The organism is Microtetraspora glauca (assembly GCF_040656155.1).
GTDB lineage: Bacteria > Actinomycetota > Actinomycetes > Streptosporangiales > Streptosporangiaceae > Microtetraspora > Microtetraspora glauca.
The window spans coordinates 172,075-187,630 of the sequence record NZ_JBFALK010000002.1; the positions used below are offsets into that span (position 1 = coordinate 172,075).

The 15,556-nt window shown below is 68.8% G+C and carries 17 protein-coding genes and 1 tRNA gene; 13 read left to right on the forward strand and 5 right to left on the reverse strand.

Translation table 11 applies throughout. The features are described 5' to 3' along the window. Positions 1–113 precede the first annotated feature (113 nt). The 4 genes from AB0I59_RS03975 to AB0I59_RS03990 all read left to right on the forward strand — a co-directional run bounded on the left by AB0I59_RS03975 (position 114) and on the right by AB0I59_RS03990 (position 2,844). Positions 114–1,109, forward strand: coding sequence for a PHP domain-containing protein (locus AB0I59_RS03975; protein WP_358129759.1), 996 nt, complete (start codon positions 114–116; stop codon positions 1,107–1,109). A gap of 58 nt (positions 1,110–1,167) precedes the next feature. Next, the gene (locus AB0I59_RS03980; protein WP_061257419.1) at positions 1,168–1,482 is read left to right on the forward strand and encodes a helix-turn-helix transcriptional regulator; all 315 of its coding nucleotides are present in this window, start codon (positions 1,168–1,170) and stop codon (positions 1,480–1,482) included. Positions 1,483–1,656: 174 nt separating this feature from the next. Continuing rightward, positions 1,657–2,370, forward strand: a complete 714-nt coding sequence (locus AB0I59_RS03985) for a helix-turn-helix transcriptional regulator (RefSeq protein ID WP_061257420.1) — start codon at positions 1,657–1,659, stop codon at positions 2,368–2,370. 87 nt (positions 2,371–2,457) lie between these two features. After that, the gene (locus tag AB0I59_RS03990; RefSeq protein ID WP_358129763.1) at positions 2,458–2,844 is read left to right on the forward strand and encodes a VOC family protein; all 387 of its coding nucleotides are present in this window, start codon (positions 2,458–2,460) and stop codon (positions 2,842–2,844) included. 118 nt (positions 2,845–2,962) lie between these two features. Here AB0I59_RS03990 and AB0I59_RS03995 read toward each other — a convergent pair whose 3' ends face one another. Continuing rightward, entirely contained in the window at positions 2,963–4,849 is a 1,887-nt protein-coding gene (locus AB0I59_RS03995; protein WP_358129766.1) for a trypsin-like peptidase domain-containing protein, read from the reverse strand. Positions 4,850–5,112: 263 nt separating this feature from the next. Between AB0I59_RS03995 and AB0I59_RS04000 the strand changes: the two genes are divergently transcribed. Further along, the gene (locus tag AB0I59_RS04000; RefSeq protein ID WP_358129769.1) at positions 5,113–5,718 is read left to right on the forward strand and encodes an RNA polymerase sigma factor; all 606 of its coding nucleotides are present in this window, start codon (positions 5,113–5,115) and stop codon (positions 5,716–5,718) included. After that, positions 5,715–6,560, forward strand: a complete 846-nt coding sequence (locus AB0I59_RS04005) for a hypothetical protein (protein WP_358129772.1) — start codon at positions 5,715–5,717, stop codon at positions 6,558–6,560. Before AB0I59_RS04000 ends, AB0I59_RS04005 begins: the two co-directional genes overlap by 4 nt. A gap of 126 nt (positions 6,561–6,686) precedes the next feature. Here AB0I59_RS04005 and aceE read toward each other — a convergent pair whose 3' ends face one another. Beyond that, the gene (aceE, locus tag AB0I59_RS04010; RefSeq protein ID WP_061257424.1) at positions 6,687–9,437 is read right to left on the reverse strand and encodes a pyruvate dehydrogenase (acetyl-transferring), homodimeric type; all 2,751 of its coding nucleotides are present in this window, start codon (positions 9,435–9,437) and stop codon (positions 6,687–6,689) included. A gap of 556 nt (positions 9,438–9,993) precedes the next feature. Between aceE and AB0I59_RS04015 the strand changes: the two genes are divergently transcribed. The 7 genes from AB0I59_RS04015 (at position 9,994) to AB0I59_RS04045 (ending at position 13,315) form a co-directional block, all read left to right on the forward strand. After that, positions 9,994–10,188 carry a DUF1918 domain-containing protein gene (locus AB0I59_RS04015; protein ID WP_061257425.1) on the forward strand — a complete coding sequence of 65 codons (195 nt, stop codon included), beginning with the start codon at positions 9,994–9,996 and terminating at the stop codon, positions 10,186–10,188. 18 nt (positions 10,189–10,206) lie between these two features. Next, on the forward strand, positions 10,207–10,608 hold the full coding sequence (locus AB0I59_RS04020) for a secondary thiamine-phosphate synthase enzyme YjbQ (protein WP_255707514.1): 402 nt from the start codon (positions 10,207–10,209) through the stop codon (positions 10,606–10,608). Positions 10,609–10,744: 136 nt separating this feature from the next. Continuing rightward, on the forward strand, positions 10,745–11,173 hold the full coding sequence (locus AB0I59_RS04025; protein WP_061257426.1) for a DUF3052 domain-containing protein: 429 nt from the start codon (positions 10,745–10,747) through the stop codon (positions 11,171–11,173). Positions 11,174–11,253: 80 nt separating this feature from the next. Continuing rightward, positions 11,254–11,709: a peroxiredoxin gene (locus AB0I59_RS04030; RefSeq protein WP_358129777.1), complete on the forward strand. Its 456-nt coding sequence runs from the start codon at positions 11,254–11,256 to the stop codon at positions 11,707–11,709. A 22-nt stretch (positions 11,710–11,731) separates the two neighbouring features. Next, positions 11,732–12,043, forward strand: coding sequence for a hypothetical protein (locus AB0I59_RS04035; RefSeq protein WP_061257428.1), 312 nt, complete (start codon positions 11,732–11,734; stop codon positions 12,041–12,043). Positions 12,044–12,088: 45 nt separating this feature from the next. Then, positions 12,089–13,039 carry an ROK family protein gene (locus tag AB0I59_RS04040; RefSeq protein WP_358129781.1) on the forward strand — a complete coding sequence of 317 codons (951 nt, stop codon included), beginning with the start codon at positions 12,089–12,091 and terminating at the stop codon, positions 13,037–13,039. A gap of 201 nt (positions 13,040–13,240) precedes the next feature. Next, positions 13,241–13,315: transfer RNA gene (locus tag AB0I59_RS04045), tRNA-Val, on the forward strand. A 56-nt stretch (positions 13,316–13,371) separates the two neighbouring features. On the opposite strand, the gene AB0I59_RS04050 is transcribed toward AB0I59_RS04045, so the two are convergent. The 3 genes from AB0I59_RS04050 to AB0I59_RS04060 all read right to left on the reverse strand — a co-directional run bounded on the left by AB0I59_RS04050 (position 13,372) and on the right by AB0I59_RS04060 (position 15,141). Next, the gene (locus AB0I59_RS04050; protein ID WP_358129783.1) at positions 13,372–13,515 is read right to left on the reverse strand and encodes a hypothetical protein; all 144 of its coding nucleotides are present in this window, start codon (positions 13,513–13,515) and stop codon (positions 13,372–13,374) included. A 268-nt stretch (positions 13,516–13,783) separates the two neighbouring features. Further along, positions 13,784–14,941 carry a tyrosine-type recombinase/integrase gene (locus tag AB0I59_RS04055; protein ID WP_358129786.1) on the reverse strand — a complete coding sequence of 386 codons (1,158 nt, stop codon included), beginning with the start codon at positions 14,939–14,941 and terminating at the stop codon, positions 13,784–13,786. After that, a complete protein-coding gene (locus tag AB0I59_RS04060) occupies positions 14,938–15,141 on the reverse strand; it encodes a helix-turn-helix domain-containing protein (RefSeq protein WP_358129789.1) in 204 nt (67 codons plus the stop codon). Before AB0I59_RS04060 ends, AB0I59_RS04055 begins: the two co-directional genes overlap by 4 nt. Positions 15,142–15,556 lie beyond the last annotated feature (415 nt).

Genomic DNA, 15,556 nt, shown 5'->3' on the forward strand with positions numbered 1-15,556 from the left:
GATCGGGGTCGGCACAGCGTACCGTTCGGTATCACCAACGGGTCTACGGACTCGCGAGGTTCCTTTTCGGGAGAAACATAACGATCTCGGTTTTCCGGGTACCAACCCGTACTGTGGACCCGGTCGAGGCGTTGAAACGGATCGCGTTCCTGCTGGAGCGCGCGGGCGAGCCCACCTATCGGGTCCGCGCCTTCCGCGGCGCCGCCGCCACCGTCGCCGACCTGCCCCGCGCCGAGCTCGTACGGCTGGCGCGGACCGGTGGCCTGACCGATCTCAAGGGCATCGGCAAGGTCACCGCCCTGGCCGTCACCGAGGCACTGAACGGTGAGGTGCCCACGTATCTCCGACGGCTGGAGGACGCGCAGGACGTCGACCTGGACGAGGCGACCGCCGCGATGCGCGCCGCGCTCAGGGGCGACCTGCACAGCCACACGGACTGGTCGGACGGCGGATCGCCGATCGAGGAGATGGCCGCGGCGGCCATGGCGCTCGGCCACGAGTACCTCGCGGTCACCGACCACTCGCCGCGGCTCACCATCGCGCGCGGCCTGTCCGCCGACCGGCTGCGCCGCCAGCTCGACGTGATCGCCGGACTCAATGAGGAACTCCATCCGTTCCGCCTGCTCACCGGCATCGAGGTCGACATCCTGGCCGACGGCGCCCTCGACCAGGACCCGGAACTGCTCGAACGGCTCGACGTCGTGGTGGCCAGCGTGCACTCCCTGCTGAAGATGGAGCCGGAGGACATGACGCGGCGCATGGTGACGGCGATCGCCGATCCGCGCGTGGACGTGCTCGGCCACTGCACCGGCAGGGTCGTCAAGGGCAAGGGGCGTGCCGAGTCGAGGTTCGACCCGGAGATCGTGTTCGAGGCGTGCCGCAGGTTCGAGGTGGCCGTCGAGATCAACTCCCGGCCGGACCGGCTGGACCCGCCGAAGCGGCTGATGCGGCTCGCGTACGAGATGGGATGCGTCTTCTCCGTCGACTCCGACGCGCACGCCCCCGGCCAGCTCGACTGGCAGCGGTACGGCTGCGCGCGAGCCGTACAGTGCGGAATCCCGCCCGACCGGATCATCAACACGCGGCCCGCGGGAGTGACAAGGGTGTGACCACTGCGACAGTCCGGTGATACCGGGATATGTCGGGCTGCGGTCGTAGCGTCGAGGCATGGATCACCGGGACGGGCGCACCGCGGGGCGGGAGGCGGTCCGCCGCGCGATCGATCAGGCCCTGCTGGAACGGCAGGTGCTGCGCATCGAGTACGCGGGCGCCAAGGGCGAGACCACCACGAGAGAGGTCGAGCCGAGCGTCTTCCTCAGCGGCAGGGGAGGCGTGTCCTACCTGGTGGCGTGGTGCAGGCTCCGCGACGACGTGCGGGTGTTCCGGGGCAACCGGATCGTCTCGGCCGAGCCGACCGGCGAGCGCTATCCCGAGCCGGGCCGCGAGCGGCTCACCCGGATGGGCGACACGTTCGACTCCTGAGCGCGGGCCCCTCGCGCGTCCGGCTCCTGAGCGCGGGCCCCTCGCGCGTCCGGCTCCTGAGCGCGGGCGCCTCGCGCGGCCGATGCCGGGCGTCCGTTGCCCGCTGTCCGGAGAAATGCCGGCCGGGGAACCGCTGTCCGGAGAAATGTCGGCCGGGTCGCCTAGCCTCGCGCTGTGAACCGTACCGACCGGCTCTACGCGCTTGTGGAGGATCTGCGCGCGATCTCGCCCCGCTGCCGCTCCGCGCGCGACCTCGCGCGGCGCTTCGAGGTGAGCCCGCGCACGATCGAGCGGGACATCGGCGCCCTGCAGCAGGCCGGGGTGCCGATCTACGCCGAGCCGGGCCGCCGGGGCGGGTACGCCCTGGAGAAGAGCATGTCGCTGCCCCCGCTCAACTTCACCCCGGCCGAGGCGGTGGCCGTGGCGATCGCGCTGAGCCGCGCCGAGGAGCAGCCCTTCGCCGACCAGGCGCGCAGTGCCCTGCGCAAGCTGGTGGCGGCGATGCCGGGCGCCGAGGGGGAGCGCGCCCGGACGCTCGCGGCGCGGGTCCAGATCCTCACCGACGTGAAGCGTGAGCCGGGCGGCACCGCGCCGATCGTCAAGGTCATCGAGGCGGCCGTGCTCGGGCATTCCGTGCTGCTGATCCGATACGCCGACAAGTCGGGCGCCATCACCTCCAGGGAGGTCGAGCCGGGGACGTTCGCCTGCGGCCGGAGCGGCACGTGGTACCTGGTGGGGTGGTGCCGGTTGCGGGACGCCGTCCGGGTCTTCCGGCTCGACCGGATCGTGTCCGCCGTCCTGACGGAGGAGCGGGCTCCCCACCGTCCCATCGAGCACTTCGACGCCGACGTGCCCGAGATGATCGTCACCCGTCCCACTCTCGATTGAATGCTCGGGAAACACCGACAGGGGGCTGTCGCGAAGGCTCGGGAAGGTGGATCCGTCCAGCCGGATTCCGATTCCATGGAGATCACGATGACCATTCCCGCCTTCAACACCGTCGCCTGGTTCGAGGTGGCCGGTGACGACCCGGACGCCCTCCAGCGGTTCTACGGTGACCTGTTCGGCTGGCGGTTCACCTCCGACGAGGACTCCGCGGCCGGCGGCATGGAATACCGCTTCATCGGTTACGCCGACGACGACCAGCCGCGTGGCGGAGTGATGGGCACCGGCGGAGGCTCCCCGGGCCACGCCGTCTTCACCGTGGCCGTCTCGGACGTGGAGGCCACCTGCGCGACGATCGAGAGCCTCGGGGGCAAGGTGGAGTTCAAGCTGATCGGGAGCGCCGCGGCACCGGACTACGCCTACGTACGCGACACCGCGGGCAACCTCTTCGGCCTCTTCACCCCCAAGGCCGGCTGACCGGCGTCGCCGGAACACCGCCCCGTCGCCCGGCCCCGCACTTCCCCGCGGCCGCGGCGGCCGGGCGGACAACGAGCGAAAGGCCCGCCGCGATTCGTCCGGCGGGCCCTCACGTGTCTCAGGCATCGGGCGGCTGCCGCTGGCCGAGACGGCGGCGGAGCTCTTCGACCTCGCGCTCGAGATCGGCCACGTTGCGCTCGGGGCCCTGCGGGGCCGCCTGCGGCGCGGGCCGGACGTACTGCGTGGCCCCGTCCGGCGCCTGGTTCGGCTGCCCGTACTGGTCGTACTGGTCGTACTGGCGACGCCCGCTCTCCCGCTGGTCATAGCCGCGCTGGTCGTAACCGCGCTGGTCATAGCCCTGCTGGTTGTGCTGCCGGCCGTACTGCTGCTGCGGGTACTGCCCCTGGGACGGCGCGGACTGGCCGGACGAGGAGGACTGCGCGGACGGGCCCTGCGGCAGCGCGTACCGCTGCGGTGCATGCTGCGGCGTCTGCGGCCAGGCCTGCCGCTCGTCCTGCCTGCTGATCGCCGCGGGGTAGGCGCCGCCGTGCGCCCGGTCGTAGGACGGGGCGGGGGTGGCCGAGGTGCGCTTGCGGCGGCGCAGCGTCGCGAGCAGCACGAAGCCGCCGCCGATGAGGATCAGCACGCCCGCGCCGATCGCGATCCACAGCCAGATGGGCTGCGGCGACTCGTCCTTGCCGTTGGAGATCGCCTGCTGGGAGTCGGTGATGTACTTCGCGACGTACGGGTGGTTGGGGTGGAGGGTCTGGACCTCGCGGAACAGGGGAAGCGCGTCCTTGTAGTGCTTGGCGAAGAAGGCGTCGAGCGCCTCGTTGTACCTCGTCGTGGTCAGCGACGCCGAGGGCTTGATGTTCTTCTCGTTGAGCTTCTCCTTGATGATCGAGACGGGCAGCACGAAGCTCTCGTTCTCCGACGCCTCACCGCCGTCGCTCACGGTGCCGGCGATCAGCATGCCGATCACCTTGCCCTCGCGGCTGAACACCGGGCCGCCCGAGTTGCCGTGGTAGGACGGCGCCTGCGTCTGGATGTAGGGGACGCCCTCGGTGGTGGTGCGCCTGGCGTTGTACGGCCCCTCGGTCATCGCCGGGTCGAGCTTGGACTCGATGCTGAAGAACGGGGTGTTCGTGACCAGGCCGGGGAAGCCGCTGATGTACAGCGTGTTGCCGGTCTGCACGTCGGCGTCGTCGCCGAGCGGGACCGTCGGGAGGTTCTGCTGATTGTTGACCTTGAGGAGCGCGAAGTCCTTGCCGGGGTAGCTCTCTCCGACGGAGACGAGTTCGGCGGGGACCTCCTTGGCGGTCTTGTCGACGCCGCCTCCCGGCAGCGACTGCAGGACCGAGAGGCTCTTCTGCAGGTTCTCCAGCTTCATGTGCGCGGAGTTGAAGTTGATGTAGACCTGCTGTGCGGCGGCGACGAGCTCCTCGTCGGCGACGACGTTCTCCAGCCCGGAGATGACCTCCTTGGCGTCCTCCTCGTTGAACTTCTGCAGCGCCTGCTGCGCGAAAGTCTGGGACAGTTCCTCGTCGCTCATCTCCACGCAGTGCGCGCCGGTGACCATGTAGCCGTCCGGAGTGACCCACCAGCCGGTGCACATGCCGCCGACCCGTGCCTCCACGGTGCGGTTGGGCGCCGTCGGCACGAGGTACTTGTTCACATCGGCGGCCATGCGCTTGAACATGTACTTGTACATGCTGGGCTCGTCCGAGGGGATCTTGCCCGCGGCCACCAGAACCTGGATCTGCGACACGAGCTCGTTCAGAGCGCTCTGCCGGACGTCCGCGGTGGGGACGACCACCTCGCCGGCGAAGGTGAGGCTGGTGAGCTGGACGGCCGGGTGGGTTTGGGCGGCCAGCAGCGTACCCACGGAGACGTTCTCGTCGCCGTCGGCCGCGGCCGCGGGCGCCGTAGCGGCCGCCACGGCTAGCAGGGCGATCGCCGCCGATGCGGCCAACCCCCTGATCAATGTCCTGAAATATCCATTCACGCGGGTAATCGTCGGGCAGCCGTCTTGTCCATCGCTTGTGACTGACTTGGCGCGCGCGCAAGTGACACGGACGCCTGCGGAAGACCGGCCGAAACGCGCCCGAGCCGGGCAGGCCGAGCGGCGCGGAGCCGGCGGCGTCACCTGACCGGCCGTCTCCCCCTGAAATGCTTCCCGTCCCCTGAAATGCTCCGCGGCGTGCGGGACACGTGGAGGGTGTCAGATCGAGGAGCGACGCTACGGCGTGCCGCGAAAGGAGAGCGCTGTTGGGGCCACCCGACACGAGAAGACACCGCTTCGAGGAAATCTACCGGACGTCTCACGACGCGGTTCTCGCCTATCTCCTCCGGCGGACGGAGAACGGCCATGACGCGGCCGACGTCCTCGCCGAGACGTTCCTCGTCGCCTGGAGGCGCCTCGACGACGTCCCCGACGGCGACCGGGCCCGGCCGTGGCTGTTCGGCGTCGCCCGGCGCGCCCTCGCCAACCTGCACCGGGGCGCGCGGCGGCGTACGGCGCTGAGCGACAGGTTGCGCGGGGAGCTCGCGCACGCCCATCGCCACACTGAGCGCGCCGCCGACCAGGCCGCCGTCGCCGCGGCCTTCCGGAGCCTCCCCGAACAGGACAGGGAGGTGCTCGCGCTCGCCGGCTGGGAGGGCCTGGACTTCGGCGAGATCGCCGTCGTCCTGGGCTGTTCCCGCAATGCCGTACGGATCCGGATGTATCGCGCGCGTCGTCGCTTCGCCCGCGAGTTGAGCGCACTGGGCGCACTGGGCGGGCGCGAGAAAGAGGGCGAACACGAAGAAGAGGGCGAACGCCTGAAAGAGGGCGACGGGCGAGCCGCACCCGCGTCGAAAGGAGGCGCCGCATGAACATCGAACGACTCAACCCGATCACTGAAGAGGAGGCCGCCGCGATGGTGAGCCGCCAGACAAGGGACGACCTGGCCGAGCGCGTCATGAAGACCACGCCAGACGACGTCCCGACGTCCGTACGGCCCGGCTGGTCCGGCCGGCGGCGGCTGCTCGTCGGCATCCCCCTGGCCGTCACCGTGGCCACCGCGGCGATGATCGCGGTGTCGGTCGCGGAACCCGACCAGCGGGTCGGCCCGGTGTCCGTCGGCCCGAACCGCGCCGAGGCCGCCGCGCTGTCCTTCCGGAAGGAGGGCGACTCCCTCGTCGTCACGGTCAACGATCCGGTCGCCGATCCGGCGCGCTACAAGAAGGAGTTCGCGGCGTACGGGATGGACATCGACCTCACGCTGGCGCCCGTGTCGCCGCGGAGGGCGGGAACGCTCGTCTTCATGGAGACCGCGGAGGGTGGCCACCTGGAGACGATCCTCGCCGAGGGCAGGTGCGGAAGCGAGGTCTGCGGGGTCGGCGTCAAGGTCCCGATGGACTACAAGGGACACGCACGCATCGTGTTCGGCCGGGCCGCCCGTCCCGGCGAGATGTACGACGAGGGGCCGGGCGACGTGCCCGGTGAGGGCGTCGGGCTGCCGGACGTCCCCGGCCACACGGTGGCCGAGGCGTGGGCCGCCCTGGAGGAGCGCAAGATCACTCACGTCCTGTACCGCTATGTGTTCAGGGGATCCGACCGGCCCTACCCCGACGGGCTCACCCGTGACCAGGTGAAGCCGGAGTGGTACGTCCACGACGCGCTGGCCGGAACCGACGATCAGGTCATCCTGTTCGTCGGCCCCGAGAAGCCGTGAAGCGGTGAAGCGGTGAAGCGGTGAAGCGGTGAAGCCGTGAAGCCGTGAACACGCCGGGCCCCCGGACAGGAAGTCCGGGGGCCCGGCAGGCGGGTCCGCCGACGCGAACCCGGAGACGCTCAGGCGTTATACGCCCATCGACTGGATGTCGTTGCTCTCCGCGGGAGCGCCGACCTCGGTCACGCCGTTCTTCAGGTGGTAGCGGGAGATGGCCTCGCGCAGCACCTCGGCCTTGATCTCGCCACGCCGTACGAGCTGGGTCAGCACCGCCAGGGTGATCGACGCGGCGTCCACGTGGAAGTGGCGGCGCAGGGCCGAACGCGTGTCCGACAGGCCGAAGCCGTCCGTGCCGAGCGAGCTCCAGTCACCGGGCACCCACTGGGCGATCTGGTCCTGGACGGCCCGCATGTAGTCGCTGACGCCCACGAACGGGCCCTGCGCCTCGGACAGCTTCCGGGTGACGTACGGCACGCGCTGCTCGGCGTCGGGGTTGAGCAGGTTGTGCTCCTCGACGGCGAGGGCCTCCCTGCGCAGCTCCGCCCACGAGGTGGCCGACCAGACCGAAGCGTCGACGCCCCAGTCCTCCGCCAGGAGACGCTGCGCCTCCAGGGCCCACGGACCGGCGACGCCGGAGGCCAGGATGTTGGCCTTCGGCCCCCCGGTCGAGGGGGCGGGGGCGAACAGGTACAGACCCTTGAGGATGCCCTCGGCGTCCACGTTCGCCGGCTCCGCGGGCTGCGGGTACGGCTCGTTGTAGACGGTCAGGTAGTAGAAGATGTTCTCCGGGGCGTCGCCGTACATCCGGCGCAGGCCGTCCTTGACGATGTGCCCGATCTCGAACGCCCAGGCCGGGTCGTAGGAGACGACGGCCGGGTTCGTCGAGGCGATGAGCGGCGTGTGGCCGTCCTCGTGCTGGAGGCCCTCGCCGTTAAGGGTCGTACGGCCGGCGGTCGCGCCGAGCAGGAAACCGCGACCCATCTGGTCGGCGAGCTGCCACATCTGGTCGGCGGTGCGCTGGAACCCGAACATCGAGTAGAAGATGTAGATCGGGATCATGTGCTCGCCGTGCGTGGCGTACGAGGAGCCGACGGCGAGGACCGAGCCCATCGAGCCGGCCTCGCTGATGCCCTCGTGCAGGATCTGGCCCTCGGTGGACTCCTTGTAGGAGAGCAGCAGCTCCCGGTCGACCGCCTCGTAGGTCTGCCCGTGCGGCGAGTAGATCTTGGCGGTCGGGAACATCGCGTCCACGCCGAAGGTGCGCGCCTCGTCGGGGATGATCGGCACGAACCGGTGACCGATCTCCTTGTCCCGCATGAGGTCCTTCAGCAGCCGGACGAAGGCCATGGTGGTGGCGACGTTCTGCTTGCCCGAGCCCTTGGCGAGCTGCTTGTAGACGTCGTCGCCGGGCAGTTTGAGGGCCTTGGCCCTGGTCAGCCGTTTGGGCAGGAAACCGCCGAGCGCGGCGCGGCGCTCCTTCATGTAGGCGATCTCTTCGTTGTCCTCGCCGGGGTGGAAGTACGGCGGGAGGTCGCCCTCGAGGTCCTTGTCCGGGATGGGCAGGTAGAGCCGGTCGCGGAACTCCTTGAGCTCGGCCTTGGACATCTTCTTCATCTGGTGCGTCGCGTTGCGCGCCTCGAAGTCCTTGCCGAGAGTCCAGCCCTTGATGGTCTGGGCGAGGATGACGGTCGGCTGGCCGACGTGCTCGCGGGCCGACTTGAACGCCGCGTAGACCTTGCGGTAGTCGTGACCGCCGCGCGACAGCTTGCGGATGTCGTCGTCCGACAGGTGCTCGACCATCTTGCGCAGGCGGGGGTCGCTGCCGAAGAAGTGCTCCCGGATGTACTCGCCCGTCTCGACGGAGTACGTCTGGAACTGGCCGTCGGGCGTGGTGTTCATCTGGTTGACGAGGACGCCGTCCACGTCGGCCGCGAGCAGCGGGTCCCAGTCACGACCCCAGACGACCTTGATGACGTTCCAGCCGGCGCCGCGGAAGTATGACTCCAGCTCCTGGATGATCTTTCCGTTGCCGCGCACCGGGCCGTCGAGCCGCTGCAGGTTGCAGTTGATGACGAAGGTGAGGTTGTCCAGTTCCTCGCGCGCGGCCAGGCCGATCGCGCCCAGCGACTCGGGCTCGTCCATCTCGCCGTCGCCGAGGAAGCACCACACGTGGCTGCGGCTGGTGTCCTTGATCTTGCGGTTCAGCAGGTAGCGGTTGAACCGCGCCTGGTAGATCGCGCCGATCGGGCCGAGGCCCATGGAGACCGTGGGGAACTCCCAGAAGTCCGGCATGAGCCGCGGGTGGGGATAGGACGGCAGGCCCTTGATCCCGTGGGAGAGCTCCTGGCGGAACGCGTCCAGCTCGGGGGCCGACAGGCGGCCCTCCAGGAAGGCGCGGGCGTAGATCCCCGGAGCCGCGTGGCCCTGGATGAACACCTGGTCGCCCGACTCGCCGTGGTCCTTGCCGCGGAAGAAGTGGTTGAAGCCCACCTCGTACAGAGAGGCCGCGGAGGCGTACGTCGCGATGTGGCCGCCGACGTTGGTGCGGGCGTTGGCCCGGGTGACCATGACGGCCGCGTTCCAGCGGATGTAGGCCCGGATGCGGCGTTCGACGTACTCGTCGCCGGGGAACCAGGGTTCCCGCTCAGGTGGGATCGTGTTGATGTAGTCCGTGCTCCGCAGGCCGGGCACGCCGACCTGGTGCTCACGGGCCCGCTCCAGGAGTCGGAGCATCAGATAGCGGGCACGGGTGCGGCCCTCCGTCTTGATGACGTTGTCGAGCGATTCGAGCCATTCCCTGGTCTCGCTCGGGTCGACATCAGGCAACTGGCTGGGTAGGCCGTCACTGATGATCGAGAAGCGCTGGCGTCCGGAAGCCACTGGGTCTCGCCTTCCGAGGATGGACTATGTCTTGTCTAGGCACTTCCATCCTGGCCGCTTGCCCCGGAAAGTGCATCTCTACTGCCGGGTAACCAGGATGTCCCTGCTGGCAGGCAGGGATATATGGCCTAGACCACCGATGGTAGGACGATTCTTACAGACTTCCCAGCGTGCCCCGATCGCGGGGCCGACCGCCCGTGCGCGACCGGGCCTTTTCCCGAGGGAGAAGGCGGATCCGCGCGGGGCGTGATGTGCCATCCAAGCACAGCCCCGAACCGGACGCACGGCTCCGTCCCGCCCGTCGGTCCACACCTCTCTTCTCTGCTCCTTCCGCCGGTCACCGCTCCTTCCAGTGACCGGTACGGCGCGTACGCCGGTGGCCGTCGGGGCGCGCCGCGGTGACCGCGACGTAACCGGCCGCCATCCGTCCCGTGCGTCGCGGCGGGGGAGCGTAACGTTTCGGTATGCGTTGTTCCTCCCTCTTGCGGGGGATGGGTTACTCCCCTTCCCTGCGGGCGAAAGCCGTATCAGGCTCTGGAGAGAGGGAGGAATCGAGATGCAGGCAACGGTGGGTGACCGGCTCCTGGTGCATGGGACCGTCGTGGGAGAGCATGACAAGCGCGGCGAGATCATCGAGGTACGCGGGCCCGGTGGCGAGCCGCCGTACGTCGTCAGGTTCGACGACGGACACACCGGCCTGGTGTTCCCCGGCCCGGACGCGGTCGTCGTCCCAGCTCAGCGGGGATCGTAATATCGCGCTGTGAGATCCATGGAGATCGAGGTGCGTACCGGCACGCGCGAGCGGGTGCACGACATCACTCGGGAGTGCGCGGAGTTCGCGCGTGAGTGCGGAGGAGACGGGCTTTTGCACGTCTTCGTGCCGCACGCCACGGCGGGTGTCGCGCTGATCGAGCTCGGTTCGGGCAGTGACGAGGACCTTCTCGCGGCTCTGGGGGATCTGCTTCCGGCCGATGACCGCTGGAGGCATGCGCACGGCTCCCGGGGGCATGGGCGATCCCATGTTCTGCCCGCGATCATTCCGCCGTACGCGACGCTTCCGGTTCTGGACGGCCGGCTCGCGCTGGGCACCTGGCAGTCGGTGTCCCTTGTCGATCTCAACGTGGACAACCCCGACCGGCGTGTTCGTTTGTCGTTTTTGTCGGGTTCATAGATAACGGTGCGGGGCGCCGGTCGTGGCGACCGTTGACGACGGTGGGTCACAGCGTGTGGACTGTGCCGAAGCATGGCTCTCAGTGAGCCGGACAACCGCATTACAAGGCGGGGTCACCCAAGCAGGAGGGATACACGTGAGCGCGACCGCGGGTCAGGCGCAGGGCGAGCGCGGCCTGGCCGAACGACTCGGCCTCAAAGCCGGTCAGGTGGTGCAGGAAGTCGGCTGGGACGAGGACTGCGACGAGGCACTGCGCCAGTCCATCGAGGAGCTGACCGGCAACGAGCTGGTGGACGAGGAATACGAGGACGTCGTCGACGTGGTGCTGCTGTGGTGGCGCGATGGCGACGGCGATCTGTTCGACGCCCTCAGCGACGCCATGACCGCACTCGCCGACGGAGGCCAGATCTGGCTGCTGACCCCCAAGGCGGGCCGGGACGGCCATGTCGAGCCCAGTGACATCGGTGAGGACGCGACGACCGCCGGACTTTCCCAGACGAGCAGCATCAGCGCCGCCCGGGACTGGTCGGGAACGCGGCTGGTCGCTCCGAAGGCCCGCCGCTGAGCTGACGCCGGCGCCCTGCCGTACGGCCCGGCGGTGCCGTACGGCAGGATGATGTGCGATCAGGCCAGGGGAGGCGGCGCATGTCGGTAGAAGTCGGGGACCGGGCTCCGGATTTCGAGCTCCAGGATCAGCACGGCGCTCCCGTCAGGCTTTCCGACCTCCAGGGCCGCAAGGTGGTGCTCGTCTTCTATCCCCTGGCGTTCACCAGCGTGTGCCATGGCGAGCTGTCCGCGATCCGTGACGAGCTCGTCCCCGCGGCCGAGGGCGACGTCGAGGTGCTGACCGTGTCGGTCGACTCCGTCTTCGCCCACCGGGCCTGGGCCGACCGGGAGGGGTACACGTTCTCGATGCTCTCGGACTTCTGGCCGCACGGTGAGGTGGCCCGGGCGTACGGTGTGTTCGATGAGGAGAAGGGGATCGCGCTGCGCGGGACCTTCATCATCGACGGCGAGGGCGTCATCCGCTGGAAGATCGTGAACGCGATCGGGTCGGCGCGTGACGTCACCGAGTACCAGAAGGTGCTCACACATCTGTGACCCTGCCTTACGGGAGGCGAAGATGCCCTGCTACCGGTGCGGGGCCCGGCAGACCGATCCGGTTCGTGGCGCGAGTCCCTGGAAACGCGGGGTGCGCCACGAGGCGCAGGTTCTGGTCTGCCCGGACTGCCAGCGTGCGCACGACCTCGATCTCGACGCGTGCGTCTCATGCGGTTCCACCGCGCTGATCTGCCGCCTCGGGGAGGTCGAGTGCCGCTCGTGCGGAGCCGTACGGCTCGCGCGGTCGTGCGAGTCGCTGGTCTCCGCGGCCGGCTCGCCGGACCTGTCCGCCGAGGTCGAGGCGGCGCTGAACCGTGTCCTCGGACGTTCCTGATCTGCCCGATTTGGCGAATCGTCCTCCGGTGACGACGATGTCCGAGTGAGTTACGTCGTTGCGCTCGATGTGGGCGGTACGTCGATGAAGGGCGGGCTCGTCACGAGCTCCGGCGAGGTGACCCCTTTCGAGGGACGCCCGACGGAACGTGAGCGCGGGGCGGCGGCCGTTGTCGCGGCCATCCGCGCCTACGTGGGCGAGCTCGCCGGGCACGGAGTCTCCCGCTTCGGTGAGGAGCCCTCCGGTGTCGGTCTCGCCGTACCGGGCATCGTCACCTCCTCCACGGCCGTCTATTCCGCCAACATCGGCTGGCGGAACGTGCCCGCCGAGGACTTCGTGCCCGGCGACGCACCCGCCCGGCTCGGGCACGACGTACGCACCGGAGGGCTGGCCGAGAGCGTGTTCGGCGCCGGGCGCGACGCCGCCGACTTCCTCTTCCTCCCCATCGGCACCGGTATCGCGGGCGCCGTCGTGGTCCGCGGCGAGCCGTACGGCGGGGCGCACGGATGGGGCGGCGAGATCGGGCACACGCCCGTCTGGCCCTCGGGTGAGAAGTGCGCGTGCGGCCAGGTCGGCTGCCTGGAGACCTACGCGTCCGCCTCCGCCGTGGCCCGGCGCTTCGAGCGACGCTCCGGCCGTACGGCCACCGCCAAGGAGGTCGTGGAGCTGGCGCTGTCCGGCGACGTCGCGGCGCGGGAGGTCTTCGACGAGGCGATCGAGGCGCTGGCGATCTCGCTGGCGTCGTACACGCTGCTGCTCGACCCGTCGCTGGTCGTCATCGGCGGAGGGCTGGGGGAGGCGGGGCCCGCCCTGTTCGAGCCCCTCAGGGAACGGCTGGCCGCGCGGCTGACCTTCCGTGAGCCCCCGGAGCTTCGTCCGGCGTCTCTCGGCGTACAGGCGGGAATGCTCGGCGCCGCGCTGCTCGGCTGGCAGGCGGCCGGTGTGCCCGACGCGGGCGCCGGCTGGGCCACGGAAACGCTGCTGGGCGGTCGTTAGCGTCGCGGGCGTCGCGCTCCGGACGTGGCCCCGCCACGGCGAGGCGGGGCCCGGAACGCGAACGGCGCGAAGTAGGCGGCGAGCCCCGGAACAACGCGAACGGCGCGCGGTACCCGGATCCCGATCTGGCGTCGGGAGACACGGACGGATCTCCCGATGTGCTGAAAGGCGTCCCGGTGTCGTAAGGTGTAATCCCGTCTGGGGCGGTTAGCTCAGCGGTAGAGCACTCGCCTTACAAGCGAGGGGTCACTGGTTCGAACCCAGTACCGCCCACCAGGCAAAACGCACCTTCTCTGATCTTGTTTTCCCGGGCTGAGTGACGAACTGAGTGACTATCGGGAGAAGAAGTCATCCATCGTCTCGGCACCCTGCATGAGCACCGGACGGATCTGCTTGCTGTAGACGGTCTCGGTGACCACCGTGTTCTGGTGGCCGGCGGGCATGAGGTGTGCCGATCTGATGGCAGCGCCCGGCATGGAATCGCCTTGCTCACGGATCGCCAGTGGTCGGGGGAGGAGCGGGCAATCTACATGCTTCCGAGGGCGCGTCCGGCTCGCCGTGCTCGATCTCATATAGGCACTCTCCGCAGGGTGACGCATCATCTTCATCGAATGCGCCCCCCAGGATGCTCACGCCAGTCGTGGCCACATGCGGGGCAATCGCCGTAGAAACGTATGCGACCCTGCCAACGCCGGAATATGTTCACCGCGACATGATGCCTCCTCCCTGTGATCCCAGGTCGCTTCATGAGAAGAGGTCATCCATGGTCTCGGCTCCCTGCATGAGGACCGGGCGGATCTGCTTGCGGTAGACGGTCTCGGTGACGACCGTGTTCCGGTGGCCGACGAGACGGGAGATGTCCTCGATCGGGACGCCGGAATCTGACAGCAGCGAGACGAAGCTGTGCCGCATTTCGCGTGGGGACCAGTCTTTGCCGGACAGGCCGGCGGCGTCGAGGATCTTCCGGAAGTCGCGCCGTACGTTGTGCGCGGTGAGCGCGGTCCCGTTCCTGGTCCGGAAGACGAGATCGGATTCCGCAGGCGTGGACTGCTGTTCCTCCCAAAGCGCTTGGAGCGCTTCTACGCACAATCGAGGCATCTTGAGGGAGCGCCGTGACTTCACGGTCTTGGTGTCGCCCTTCTGCCGGACGGAACGCCAGACGTAGATCGCGAACTCTTGGTGATCCCAGCCGATCTCCCGGACAGGGAGCCAGGCCCGACGCTCGTCTCCGAAGGCCACGACGTGCGACCAGGTGAGCGCGCGAAGTTCCTCGGTTCGAGCACCGATCAATAGCGACAGGACGATGTACGCCCGCATTCGGGGACCGCCAGCCGCAGTGGTGTCCACGATGGCCTGAGCCTGCGCCAGCGTGAGCGCTTTGGATGGGCGCCCCTCACGCCCCTCAGGGATCTCGCAGAGATCGACGACGTTCCGTTTGATCTTGTCGCGCCGCATCGCGCTCTTGACCGCGCGGTTCAGGATGCCGTGGATCAGTTTGAGCGAGCGCGTGCTGAGCTCGGCCCGCTTGCCGACCAACCATTTGTCGACGTCTTCCACGGAAAGATCTCGGAGCTTGCGTGCCCCGAGCGCTGGAATCACGTGCGTCTCGGCGAATGAGGTGTACATGCGGACAGTGGTCGACGAGCGACCGGCCAGGCCATGCTCAAGCCAGTACCGCACGGCGTTGGTCACCGTGTAGTTGGTCGGGGCGATGGCCAGGCCGTCCTCGTGATCGCGGATGATGTCTCTGAGCTTGTCTTTGGCTTCCTTCTGGGTCCTACCGCTGGCTTTCTTCACGATGCGCTTGCCAGAGGGGTGTAGCCCAGCGTCACCGAAGCGATCCAGCGTTCCCGCTGTTCGTCCCAGTGCAGACCGCCGTCTCCTTTGCTGTCGGGTGGTCATGATGCCTTCTTCGCCTCCTGTTCGAGTAGGGAGATGTATTCGGTGATGGCCGAGGCCGGGATGAGCCGGGCGCGGCCTTGGGTGACCGAGCACAGACGGCCCGATCGGATCTGTTCGTAGATCACGCTGCGGCTGAGTAGGCGCATGGCGTCGCTGACGCGGTAGAGCCGCCGATCTTGGGGGTGGTCGGTTGGGGTCATTCGGGCTCGCGTTCTGCCGCGATGTGCCGGGCGGCCAAGCCCAGTAGACCGAGTTCTCCGGCTCAAGCGCGGCCATGCAGGCAGGGCAACCAGCAAGGGTGGAAAGTCACCGGGAACCAGGTACACGCGAGGCCGAGCTTGACCCTCCGTCCTCGGTCTGCTGCCGCTTCGCGGTGGGGCGACGGCATACGAGGTGATCAGGTCGTTGGGCTTGGGCTTGGGCGTGCTCCGGGCAAAGGTAGAAGCTACCCCCGACGTCACAGCGAGCAGGATGAACAGGTTTGGGGTACCGCCAACGGGAGCGGCCATGTCGGCGCTGGCGAAGGGTTCCGCAACTTTCTGCGGGGGGTTGTCGTATCGGCCGGCCCGCCGATCGTCTTGCTGGTAAACGGGAAGGGCAGGGTCTGTCGAACGA

Bases quoted from the DNA above. Each gene is read 5' to 3' on its own strand.
- AB0I59_RS03980 (WP_061257419.1), top strand. From the start codon at position 1,168: ATGGATCACCGGGACGGGCGCACCGCGGGGCGGGAGGCGGTCCGCCGC.
- AB0I59_RS03990 (WP_358129763.1), top strand. From the start codon at position 2,458: ATGACCATTCCCGCCTTCAACACCGTCGCCTGGTTCGAGGTGGCCGGT.
- AB0I59_RS04005 (WP_358129772.1), top strand. From the start codon at position 5,715: ATGAACATCGAACGACTCAACCCGATCACTGAAGAGGAGGCCGCCGCG.
- AB0I59_RS04015 (WP_061257425.1), top strand. From the start codon at position 9,994: ATGCAGGCAACGGTGGGTGACCGGCTCCTGGTGCATGGGACCGTCGTG.
- AB0I59_RS04020 (WP_255707514.1), top strand. From the start codon at position 10,207: ATGGAGATCGAGGTGCGTACCGGCACGCGCGAGCGGGTGCACGACATC.
- AB0I59_RS04030 (WP_358129777.1), top strand. From the start codon at position 11,254: ATGTCGGTAGAAGTCGGGGACCGGGCTCCGGATTTCGAGCTCCAGGAT.
- AB0I59_RS04035 (WP_061257428.1), top strand. From the start codon at position 11,732: ATGCCCTGCTACCGGTGCGGGGCCCGGCAGACCGATCCGGTTCGTGGC.
- AB0I59_RS04050 (WP_358129783.1), bottom strand. From the start codon at position 13,515: ATGCCGGGCGCTGCCATCAGATCGGCACACCTCATGCCCGCCGGCCAC.
- AB0I59_RS04055 (WP_358129786.1), bottom strand. From the start codon at position 14,941: ATGACCACCCGACAGCAAAGGAGACGGCGGTCTGCACTGGGACGAACA.
- AB0I59_RS04060 (WP_358129789.1), bottom strand. From the start codon at position 15,141: ATGACCCCAACCGACCACCCCCAAGATCGGCGGCTCTACCGCGTCAGC.